The sequence below is a fragment of the Aliinostoc sp. HNIBRCY26 genome (genome assembly GCF_050235535.1).
Taxonomy (GTDB): Bacteria; Cyanobacteriota; Cyanobacteriia; order Cyanobacteriales; family Nostocaceae; genus Trichormus.
Window position 1 is genome coordinate 5,537,760 of the sequence record NZ_CP189852.1, and the last position, 11,795, is coordinate 5,549,554.

An 11,795-nucleotide genomic window follows, 5' to 3' on the forward strand; every position below is an offset into this window, starting at 1 on the left:
TTTTGGGGGCAAAATTACTGAGGAGGACAAGAAGGAGCTTTCACCAGTTCATATGATAACCGGCCTTTTACCCGCTTGACAGTGACAATTACACGTGTGGTAAATTCTTTGCGATCGCCCCTGGGATCGAATCTGATTTTTAAGCCGGTAAGCACATCACTAGATGCGGCTGTTTCAAAGCGAATACCTGTTTCCGATAGTTTCTGTCGAATCTCTTTACGAGTGACATTTGGTTTTGATAGTTGCATTGCTTGCACTACTGCTTGAACCGCTTCATACGCTAAGGCGGTTCTGCGATTTAAATCCCCACCCCAATATTCATTAATTTCTTTTCTAAACTGTTCTGCACCACATTGTTGAGGGTGCCAATCTACTGCTAAGAATAAACTATTGATAGTATCATCTTGAGCTTTATTAATAACATCTTGACGATACATAGGGTTTGCCGCTAGTATGGGCTTCCTCCCTTTATTAAGTTTAACAATTTCAATGGCTTTTTGCAGTGCCATACTATTGTTAGTACCACCATCAGGTAATAGTACCAAAGCATCAGCATTAGTTACTTCTGGCGGTAATTTACTAGTATCAAATGCAGGGTCAGATAAATCAAATTTATTAATAATGCTTCCATTAAAAGCTCTAATCACCTGCTCGAATTGGTCAAATAAATCTTTACTAAATCCTTCTTGTGAGTTGTAGAAAACAACCACTTTGGGTGCGTTTTTTTTGAGATCCTCGACGAGATAGCGCACTAAACTATCAGCTTCTACTCGACTAGAGGAAACGGTGCGATAAAAGACTTTGTTGGGGTCATTACAATTGGGAATGGATTGGAAATTCACTACTGTGCTGGTGGGAGAAATTACCACCAAATTTTCTGGAGAATAAATGTTTAAGGCTGCACAGGTATTAGGAGAGGTGTAGTGTCCTACCACAGCCAAGATATTTTTGTCATTGGCTAAAACTTTGGCAACTTCTTGTGCTTGATTGAGATTATTGTTATCGTTAGCAATCACAACTTTTAAGTTGAAATCTTTGCGGTTCACAGCTACATCTTGCGCTTGAGCCACACCAAAAAGTATATCTAAACCAAAGTTGTCATTTAATGGTGCAGCCACAGCAATGGTGTAAATTGGCAGACTAGGGTTTTGATTATGCCGCAGATTCACCATCGCATTGTTACGATAAATGAGAATTTCTGGATCTTGAAGTGCTTCTAAAGCTGCTTTACTAAAACCTGGAGCAGATTTATTGAGTTTTGCTTGATTTCGTAGGTTATCAAAAATAGTAATTGCCACGTCATATTTACCTTGAGCAAATGCGGCAATACCTTGATTTTTTAATGACAAATAAGGTTCACTCAGTTGGACTCTACTATCAGCAATTGCCTTTTGACCATAGCTAATATATTGGTCTACATGAGCAGCAGTCAGGGTAATATCATCGGGTTTGGTACAAAGTGAGGGAAAAATCTGACATTGGTTGGTTTTCCATAAAGCAGTCGCGCCAAAAATTCCCACTACGGCAATGAAACCCAGCATAATCTGAAGCCGCAAAGACAGAGAACGCCAGCGTACAAGTAATGATAGACCGTTTTTTGGGGGAATATCTGCTGCAATTGGGACTGGTGGTGGTTCTTCAGTTACACTTGGCCACACAAATTCTGATTGATTGGGATTTAAGCAGACTGTGGGTAGCCAGGATGCAGCCGGGAATTTTCTTTGTAAAATTTCCAGAAGATTGCGCGCTTTCCTCACAGCTAAACATAGGGGTGTACCTTGAGAAAATTCCCGCAAAAAGTAGAGTAAGAAGTTATACGCAATCTCGTCTGGGACTGGTTCTCGCATCACAATGACGGCTGGTATATTCAACTTGGCGAAAAAATCTGCAATTCCCAAGCCATCACAGGAATTAAAAATGGCCAATTTCAAACCATTTGTGACTGCACTGGTTAACCTATTTTCTAAGGTATGTAACGGTAAGTTTATCCCTTCGCTAATTTGAATCTGTCCACTACTTCCCTCACTGGATGAGTGACCGGCGAAAAATAAAATTTGCCATTGTTGATAAAGCAATAAATGAGAAAGTGTCTCTTCATCTGGCTCAGATACTCTCTCAATTTGCGCTCCACGCTGTTCGAGCAGTTGTAAAGCGGCGGCATCTTCTTCTAGTTGTAAACCACCTTGAGAACTGCCAAAAATGGCTAAAACTCTCACTGGTGCTGTGAGTGTGGGGACTGGCCGACGAAAGTCGGTGAATAAAGCGAACTCAGCATTGGGAAGTTTGGTAAATAAGTCCCATCTATGCCAAGGAATTCTACGAAGGACATCGTCTTGTTCGTTATTGCCTGTCTCACATTTAATAATGATGGGGACAGACTGATCATGGCTAACTCTAGTATTGGCACGAATGCGATCGCGCAAACTATTAAAAGCGTGATTCTTAAACCAGCTACGACATAAGTTTTCTAGTTCTTCGGCTCTAGTTCTCCAATTTTCTAATGTCGCTACGTTGGTGACTTGTGCTGGGACTGCTTGTAGTTTCCGACTGTTCTCCAGAGAAATATCTTTCCAGTTTTCATATAACTGTGGGATTTCTGGTGCAGCTGGAATATCTGGTAAATCATCATCATCTTGAATAGTCCGACCATCTTCTAAAATTTTCAGCCTCACGGAAAAACCGTCAACAAAGCTACCGTCACTAATCTCAACTATGACAGAGACATTTTCAGGGGGTTGTGGTCTAGAGGATGATGACAGCATAACCAAGAGATAGCGTCTGGAGGGAAGGAATTTATTTATTAGATAAGCATGATTGTGCAGAAATCCGCAATGATCAGTTAATGATCAGTTAGAGCAAAAAATCTTCAGTAAAACTGACATCATCGAGAACTACCCGTACACTAAAGCGATCGCCTCTGTCTCCTGTAAACTTAAACTGAATATAATCGTCTTGTGGGCGTGATTCTACTTCAAAAAATAGATCACCAGCATCATCAAGTCCAATTAACTTCAAGCCTGCTGGCATTTGGGTTTGTTGTTCTGGGGGATACACACGTAACAAAACTAATATCCTGCCATCTGGTTTAGGTAAAATCCCGACTATGAGAACTACCGCATAACCTAACAGATAAATTCCTAAGTCTTTGGCACTAATCACAGGACAAGCAGGATGTTTAGGATCTAATTCCCACAATAATTCCGCAGATTTCCAACGTATTTCGTCATCATCAGTAGTTTGGATGAGATTTACTAAGGCTTGCTGGGGATTGAGATGACTAGGGATAGTTTTTCCTCGATGACTGGACTGGTGGCGATAGAGGTTTTCCACCTGTTGGCGTAGAGGAATATCACTACGCTGTGGGTCAAGTTCAGCACGCCTAGTCACTGAGGCTTTCATGATTTGTAGTAAATTCTTAGAAGGTTGCCAATCATATTCAAATACGTTTTTGAGCCAGTAACTCAATTTGACGATGGGGACTTGGGGTTCGGAAGTTAAACAATCTAATAAACTATCAAGGGGTTTTAAATAGCTCAGTGGTAATTCTGAAACGGAGACAGATTCCACAAACCCTAAAATCTGCGCCTCTTGGTAAGGCTCATCCAGTTGAATGATCACATAACCCAGTCGGTCTGACCAAACCTCTGGGGGGATGTGACATTTGCGATCGCTTTTCTTGAGGGAACGACATTCTAAAAATCCGTTTAAACTGGGAATATACAAATCAGCAATGTTTTCTAACTGCTGTTCTAAGGGATTCCAACAATGGCTAGCTGCTAAATCCGTCTCTATACCCAATCTTTGTAAAAAACGCTGAGTGGCTAAGACAGCTAACGTATTACAGTAAACTTGTTGCGATCGCTCCTGAGTTCGCTGTTGTTTGGCAAACTGATAAGCTTGTTGACAATCAGTAATGGCGATCGTAATTGTGATTGGTTCAGTCATGATGTATAAGATAAAACATTTAATTAGGGGTGTAGGGATCTTCAACCGTTACACCCGCAAACTCCCCGATCTCAATTAGATAACAACTGTTTGAAGATAGGGAAACAGCGAGTCTTGCAAAATCGCTTCAGTGCAGAAGATTCAATTTGATATTTTTGCGCCAAAGCATCCCAAGAAAAATCTCCTGAGTCGCGCAATGTCTGCAAAATGTGAATCAACAAAAACTGACAATTCACATCAGGATGATTCTGCATTCGGCAATTTCTCAGGGAATGTGGATTATTTTGGATTAAATCCAACCATTCTTGAATAGTTTCATGCCAAAGCTCAGGTTCAGGTGCAGGAGGATAAATCCACTCATGATTTTCTTCATCAATAGGAAGATGATATTTTCTTTTGTCTTCCTTTTCTTGCTCACGAATGACATCTAAAATTCTAAATTTCAACTTTTGGTTAAACCAAGTGACAAAGCTAGCTCTTTCTGGGTTATATGCTAAAGACATCTCTTTGCTAAACCATTCCCAAGTACGTGATAAAGCTTCCTCATAAATATCTGGCGATATCTTTCCACCTCCACACCAAATTAATCGGGAAGACTTCATCATCATGATAATGAAATCCTTTGCTTGATTTGCCAAAGTTAAGTCATTACTTTGACAGGCTTGCTCCCACAACCATTGACGCGCCGGAACATCATTCATGATTTCCTGGAGCTTTTTAGGTTGCTGTAATAACCTGCTCTTTTCAATGGGATTACTGAAAGCCGCTTCTAACCAGCCAATTTTCATATATTGATTACCCATAAAGATTATCCAGACCCAATTAGTTTAGGTTTGAATATCATCACAGCACCTATCCTCCCTTGAATTATCTAGGGGGATATCGAGATCAGAGAATATAGAATTGGCAATTGTTTACAAAACTTCATACTTATTACTCAATAGCTCCCCGACTTTCAAACAGTCGGGGAGCTATGACCTGTCATCATTTGTATGGTGGACTAATAGTGTATTAAATGTAGGATATCGGTGTTGGGTTTCCTTGCGTCAACCCAACCTACTGGCCAGTGTGAGTATTTTGATTAATTATTATCACCAACAGCACTATCATTTGATTCAACTTGTGGCGTGGGACTGGCTGTGGAATTAGTAGCCGGAGTTTGGGTAGAAGTATTACTCCCGTTGTTGACGCTAGGAGGATTACTTGGTGCAATATTAGGTGATGTTTGCGTTCTAGACTCTTGGGGTGGAATGGTCACATTAATTTGTGGCGTAGCAGGTGCAGAAGATGGTTGAGGGATGAAAACAGGTACTTCTCTAGTTCTTTCAACGGGGACTTCTCTGGTTCTTTCAATAATTGTGGTTTGTTGTGGTTGAGGAGTCGCGCTAGCAGTCGGTACAGGAGTTTCCACAGGCGCAGTGCTATCAACCGCCGCATTCTGTTGATTAAAATACCAGAATGCACCAACAGTTAAACCTATCAAGGAAGTCAGTAAAACACCCAACAATAGACCACTAGCCGTATTTTCGTTATCACGGCCAGCTAAGTCAGCCTGCTGATATCTCCGTTCTGTGTTACGTCCATGTGCATAGCCACTTTGGTAAGAATTATTATTAGTTGATGTACTTCTTGTTACGTGTGTATGTGTATTTCCGTTAGCATCTGTGTAAGATTCTTGTCTGATTTCTTGATGATCAGTTTCGCGTTCATTTGGATTAGTCATAGCAGTAGATTTCACTCCTCAATTTGATTTTGATGTCGCATAAATAAAGCAGTTTCAACACAAAAATGTTCACAAAATGTGTATATAGTTTGATTTATGACTCTGCTTGCAATATGTTTTAGAATAACGGCTGGATTCTGCTTATAGGTTCTATCTTGAGGAGAAAATTACATCATTCAAAAGAAGTAATATGGCTGAGTCTGCCTGTAATACCTATTTTGGATTTTGGATTAAAAACCTAGATTCATAGACTCTTCTAGAATCTCGAAACCATACTACCTATCCCCATTTGGTATTACACCAAACGAATGATGTAGAGACGTTGTATACAACGTCTCTACAGTACAGAATAAAGTCCATATTTATTGATAAACGGTATAAATAATTACGCCGTAATGAAGACTTTATCCCATTCTATTTAACAAATGCTCACCTACTCTTAAAGCATTAGCAATAATTGTTAACGATGGATTTAAAGCGGTACTCGAAGGGAAAAAACTTCCATCCACAACATAAAGATTATCAATATCATGGGTGCGACAGTTAATATCCAAAACCGAAGTTTTTGGGTTTTCTCCAAACCGACAAGTCCCCACCTGATGTGCAACTTCCTTCACAGTCATCTTTTGGGGAATATGTATGGCATATTTTTGATTTTGATGTTGTGGTGTAATCGATTTTAAAACCTGAGTCCAACGGTTAATTAAATGATTAAATGCTAACTCATTATTATTGGTATATTCGATGTATATTTTCTCGCCATCAACTCGCACTCGATTTTGTGTATCTGGTAAATCTTCAGTAATTAACAACCAAGCTACAGCATGATTAGAAATACTTTGAGCTACCATATCAGGCATCATTGGCGGCCCATAAGCGGCAATTTTATCTTTATTGATATTACCTAACATTTGGACACTACCCATCGGATAGGTAAAATCTGCATCTCCCCAATAAAAATCTGTAACTGCTAATGTTTTGGGGAAATCTGTATCATTTAACTGTGTACTTAAAGTCATGACCACCGCAAATTTATGCGCCATGTAATTGCGTCCCACCAGATTAGAACTATTAGCTAATCCTTGAGGATGTTGGTCATTAGCTGATTTTAGTAATAATGCGGCGGAGTTAACTGCGCCACAAGCTACAACTACTAAATCACCAGTAAATATTTGTCGCTTCCCGAAAATTTCTGCTTCGACTCCTGTCACTTCTCGACCAGAAGGACTGGTGTATAATTTCACAACTTTTGTGTCAGTTAATAATGTGATATTGCTATAAGCCATTGCTGGACGAATTCCATTCACATCAGCATCAGCTTTGGCGTTAAGTAAACAGGGAAAACCGTCACAAGTATCACAGCGAATACAAGCACTTAAATGGCGATGGACTTCATTAAGTTTAATCGCCAGTGGTAAATAAAAAGGATGTAAGTTTTGATATTTTAAAGCATGACAAATTCCCTGAATATATGGTTCATGGCTAATGGGGGGAAAAGGATATTCTGTATCTGTGGGTGGTTCATTCGGGTCTAACCCACGTTTACCATGAACTTCGTAGAGTTTTTCAGCTTGGTCGTAATAGGGAGCAAAATCTTGATATTTTAAAGGCCATTCTGGAGAAATTCCATCCTGATGAATGACCTTTTCAAAGTCCTGTTCACGTAATCTAAATAGCGCACCGCCATAGAATTTTGTATTTCCACCCACATAATAATGTGCGTTGGGATGTATGGGTTTGTCGTGTTTGTCATACCAAACCTCAGCATTGCGATAAATTTCTTTTCGCATTACCGCCTGAGAATCCCAATTGCTTTTATTTCTAGGTAAAAAGTTACCACGCTCTAAGACTAATATTTTCTTACCACTAGCTGCTAATTTGTACGCTAAAGTACCGCCACCAGCACCAGTCCCAATGATGATGACATCATAATGATGATTAGTCATTTTCGGATTCTTTATTTAATTATTAAGGTATTACTAATTTATAGAGACGCGGTTTATCGCATCTCTACAACATTATTTTTCCGCACGAGTTTTGTTTAATGCTCTCACGCCAATCCAGCTAAAAATTTTATCGCCAAACTCTGGAAATAGCTGGATATTAGAGAATAAAAGTCTAGTTAAAGGGCCGTCTATCATCACTTCTGGCTGGTTTTGTTTAATCGCTTTGATAACTGCGATCGCTACATCTTCTGGTTGTGAAACTTTTGCTAATTTCGGCGCAGATAAACCAAACGCAACAAACATCCCAGCCGCAGTATAACCAGGACAGACTACTGATATATTGACTTGACTATCAGCTAATTCTTGTCTAACAGCATCAGTCCACATAATTAATCCTGCTTTACTAGCAGAATATACACTGTTATATGGCGCGCCTTTTTTACCAGAACCAGAAGCAATATTCACAATATGCCCACTATTGCGTGCTATCATTTCTGGCATAATCAAGCGGGTTAATTCCATCGCCGATATCAAATTTGTTCCCAAAATACCCTGAATTTCCGCTAAGGTATAATCTTGAAAACGCCGATATTTTTCAATCGCTGCATTATTAATGACAATATCAATTTTTCCAGTCAGTTGATGAACTTTTTCAACTAAATTAGGTAATTCGTCAACATTACTAATATCAAAGGGTATACTGATACCTTTTCCACCTAAAGCGTTAACGTCAGCACATACTTCATGCAGTTTATCTTCAGACCGAGAAACTAAAACTACGGTTGCTTGCTCTTTCGCTAAAGCACGCGCCATAAATACACCAATACCACCTGACGCTCCTGTTAAGAGAACCGTTTTACCTGCTATTGATTTCATGTCCAACCGTGATTAGTAGGTTTACTTGTTAAACTTGATGAGAAAACTTCGCTAATTCGTAATTACTGATAGAAGACCACAACAAGATTTCTGCTCTCTTTGTCTTTATCTTTTGGAGCGTAAAAATTATTAATTACGAATGATGTTAAATTGGCTATTGCACCTGTTTACTTTGTAGCGACTTGATATCAAGGATTAACTTCCAAATTAACAAATGTTCTAGATTCTAGTAAGATATCTTTAGAATTTCTTTATTTTATAGTAAAAATCTCAATCAAAATTAACTCCATTATCGAGAACCTATGCAGTGATACGAAAAATCAAGGTTTGGGCAAGTATAAGGGTGTAGGTGTTCAAAACCCTTACACCCCTACACCCCTACACCCTTAAACCCATTCTTAACAAATAACCTTTGTGCGTAATTCCTGAATATGACATTCTTTCAAGTAAGACCGCGACTAAACAATTTTGTCTCATGGCTTACAGTCAAATATGTTCTATGTAATTACAATTATGATTAAAATCCTGGTTTGTTGCTTGAAACCACAGATAAACTCCGATGAATTATCTGTTTATATCTGTGGTTTCATTTTATTGAATTCTTGAATGCCAACTAGCGAGATTACTTCTGCTCATTTACTTGCATAGATGATACTTTTTCTACTTGCTGAGTAAAGTATGCTTCTTGATGCTTAATTTGTAGGGCTAATTCTAAACCATCTTTGAAAGCTGCTAATGCTTGCGGATAATCTTTATTTTCTAGAGATAACTTGCCGATTTGGTCGTAAGCTTGCATCATGCCATAATAATTTGCACCTCTTGCTTCAGTTTCTAACAAAATTTTGCTAGTTTCTAAAGCTGCATCAAGTTGCCCCTGGGAACGATATAAAGGGATTAGTTTTTGTAACGCTTCTGCTGCACGAGCATACTGTTGTAATTGCCAAGCTGTAGTATAAGCTGCTTGATAGTTTTTAAAAGCCTCTGGAAGTAAAGCCGCGTTTTCTTTGGCGAGAGTTTCATAATTAGTAGCGATCGCCAGTTGCAAAGTCGGCAATTGTGCTTGACTATTAATATCTTGGGAGTAAATGTCTTTAATTCTAGTTAAGACATCAATAGATTTTTGTGCTTGCTTACTCTGCTTATAAATATAAGCTAGCTGTTGTAAATAAGTTAACTCGTCTTGGCTCTCACCCCTGGAGGTGGCTAAAGTTAATAATTCCTCATAGTTAGCTGCGGCTTGGGGATAATTAAACCAAACTAGATGTAAATTTCCCAAGGTTTTAAGGGTGTCAACCTCCGCAGTTTTATCTTGCTGTTGCCGCACAGCTACTAAAATTTGGTTATAAACTTCAATGGCAGGTTTGAGCGATCGCACATTCTGATAAGCTTGACCTAACGCACGCCATAGCTGTAAATCCACATTAGTTTGGGTTTTAGAATTTTTGGGTTGCGCCTGCTTTTGAATTGCTTGTAACCTTTGGGTAATGTAGAATACCTGCTGGCGATCGTTTTGATTCCAAGCAATTTCACCCACCCTAGCCAGTGCTTGCACTTCATCCACAGCACCCAAATAGCGACGCAAACGCAACTCCCGATTCCAAATTGCAAACGCCGCTTCCTTATCTCCCGCTTGCAACTGTGCCGCCGCCTCTTGATTTAAGCCATCCAACGCCGCCTGAAGTCTCAACTTTTCTGGAAAACTTAAAGGCTGTTTATCCCGCAAAGGTGGTAAAAGAGGATCTGGTGTAGTAACTTCCAGTGGACTTGGTGGAAATTTATCCGCCTGCTCAGGATTATAACTCTGCGCCAGCGTCAAACTACTACTAAATTGCCAAAGGATAGCGGCTGCAATCATTACACTGAAGTGCTTTAACATGGGCATTCTACTATATGGGCATGAGGAATTAGGCATTGGGCATCTATACCTAACAACTTTAACTGCAAACTAGTTTGACGTAGAAAGAATCGATAATTATCCCCATTCCCTGGTAATTGCTAGGGTGAATTTTTCTATTGCCCATGCCTTGTTGCCTCTGAATACAAGATTCTCAATGTCCAACAACCCTTAGAATAATTGCAGGTATTTTTAATCGACCATTGATAATTTGTAATGACACATTCTCAGGATATTGCTACCTTAGCCCGTTGGATGGCGGCTGATTTCAGCAATCAAGCCCAGGCTTTTGAAAATCCGCCATTTTATGCTCATATTCGAGTTTGTATGCGTCCTTTACCTTGGGATGTCTTATCAGGAGTGGCTTTATTTCTGGAACAAGCTTATGACTTTATGCTGAATGACCCCTATCGTTTGCGGGTGCTGAAGTTAGTTGTTGTAGGCGATCGCATCCACATAGAAAACTATACCGTCAAACAAGAGGCAATTTTCTACGGTGCTTCCCGCGACGTACAACGCCTCAAAACTCTTAAAACGGAAGATTTAGAAAAAATGTCAGGTTGCGACATGATTGTCGAGTGGACTGGTAATACCTTCAAAGGTAGAGTCGAACCAGGTAAGGGCTGTATTGTCGTTCGTAACGGACAAAAAACCTACCTAGATAATGAATTTGAAATTAACGAAGAAATATTCTGGAGTCTTGACAGAGGACGGGACTTAGAGACAGACGAACATCTTTGGGGTTCAGTCGCTGGGCCATTTCAGTTTGCGCGTTCCCGCAGTTTTGCTGATGAAGTTGTGTTGAGTGGGGGTTAGGGATTGGGGACTGGGGATTGGGGACTGGGGATTGGGGACTGGGAAGCAGGGGAGACAAGGGAGACAAGGTAGACAAGGTAGATAAGGGGAGTGAGGGTCTGACTTTTCACGCTATGTGGAAAACCCCTCTCCAAACCTCTCCCCTGCAAGGAGAGAGGCTTTGATTCTTGCTCCCCTTCCCTCGTAGGGAAGGGGTTGGGGGTTAGGTTTCACGTTAACTTTTCCACATAGCGTGAAAAGTCAGTTGTAAGCGCATCTGGGTAGGGATGTGATTAGTAACACTAAATATAGGATTCATATTTGATTTCTGCGAAGCTTTTCCCACAATCTCGAAAGATAAAGATGATGAATCTGGTGCGATCGCTATTACCATTTTCTTTATTCGCAAAATATTACGGTTGGAAAAGTTGATATTATGAGCTTGATTTGTGATGCCGTTTAAGAAAAATTAAGAAATCGCTGATGTCACAGAAGCTTGATTGATGTATGTTTCAGTCCTAAACATCTACTGCGATTTGTGATCTGTTCATGAATTGACACAACATCTTGTGAAAAAATAACTACACATTCGCTCCAGCCATAAGGAATCGTTCAA

At 39.8% G+C, this 11,795-nt stretch carries 9 protein-coding genes; 1 reads left to right on the forward strand and 8 read right to left on the reverse strand.

The annotated features are described in order from the left end of the window. Window positions 1–14: 14 nt before the first annotated feature. The 7 genes from ACQFX9_RS23440 to ACQFX9_RS23470 form a co-directional block, all read right to left on the reverse strand. Window positions 15–2,762, reverse strand: a complete 2,748-nt coding sequence (locus ACQFX9_RS23440; RefSeq protein WP_427158893.1) for an ABC transporter substrate-binding protein — start codon at window positions 2,760–2,762, stop codon at window positions 15–17. 88 nt (window positions 2,763–2,850) lie between these two features. Next, complete coding sequence (locus ACQFX9_RS23445; protein WP_427158895.1) at window positions 2,851–3,945, reverse strand: DUF1822 family protein; 1,095 nt, start codon at window positions 3,943–3,945, stop codon at window positions 2,851–2,853. Between the two features lie 71 nt (window positions 3,946–4,016). Beyond that, a complete protein-coding gene (locus tag ACQFX9_RS23450; protein WP_427158896.1) occupies window positions 4,017–4,748 on the reverse strand; it encodes a hypothetical protein in 732 nt (243 codons plus the stop codon). 278 nt (window positions 4,749–5,026) lie between these two features. Continuing rightward, window positions 5,027–5,668 carry a hypothetical protein gene (locus tag ACQFX9_RS23455; protein WP_427158897.1) on the reverse strand — a complete coding sequence of 214 codons (642 nt, stop codon included), beginning with the start codon at window positions 5,666–5,668 and terminating at the stop codon, window positions 5,027–5,029. Between the two features lie 404 nt (window positions 5,669–6,072). Further along, a complete protein-coding gene (locus ACQFX9_RS23460; RefSeq protein ID WP_427158898.1) occupies window positions 6,073–7,614 on the reverse strand; it encodes a GMC oxidoreductase in 1,542 nt (513 codons plus the stop codon). Between the two features lie 72 nt (window positions 7,615–7,686). Continuing rightward, entirely contained in the window at window positions 7,687–8,490 is an 804-nt protein-coding gene (locus tag ACQFX9_RS23465; RefSeq protein WP_427158900.1) for an SDR family NAD(P)-dependent oxidoreductase, read from the reverse strand. A 622-nt stretch (window positions 8,491–9,112) separates the two neighbouring features. After that, window positions 9,113–10,366 carry a tetratricopeptide repeat protein gene (locus ACQFX9_RS23470; protein ID WP_427158902.1) on the reverse strand — a complete coding sequence of 418 codons (1,254 nt, stop codon included), beginning with the start codon at window positions 10,364–10,366 and terminating at the stop codon, window positions 9,113–9,115. A gap of 234 nt (window positions 10,367–10,600) precedes the next feature. Here ACQFX9_RS23470 and ACQFX9_RS23475 point away from each other — a divergent pair, with 234 nt between their 5' ends. Next, a complete protein-coding gene (locus ACQFX9_RS23475; RefSeq protein WP_427158904.1) occupies window positions 10,601–11,200 on the forward strand; it encodes a chromophore lyase CpcT/CpeT in 600 nt (199 codons plus the stop codon). A gap of 214 nt (window positions 11,201–11,414) precedes the next feature. Here ACQFX9_RS23475 and ACQFX9_RS23480 read toward each other — a convergent pair whose 3' ends face one another. Continuing rightward, entirely contained in the window at window positions 11,415–11,573 is a 159-nt protein-coding gene (locus ACQFX9_RS23480; RefSeq protein WP_427158905.1) for a hypothetical protein, read from the reverse strand. Window positions 11,574–11,795: the final 222 nt, after the last annotated feature.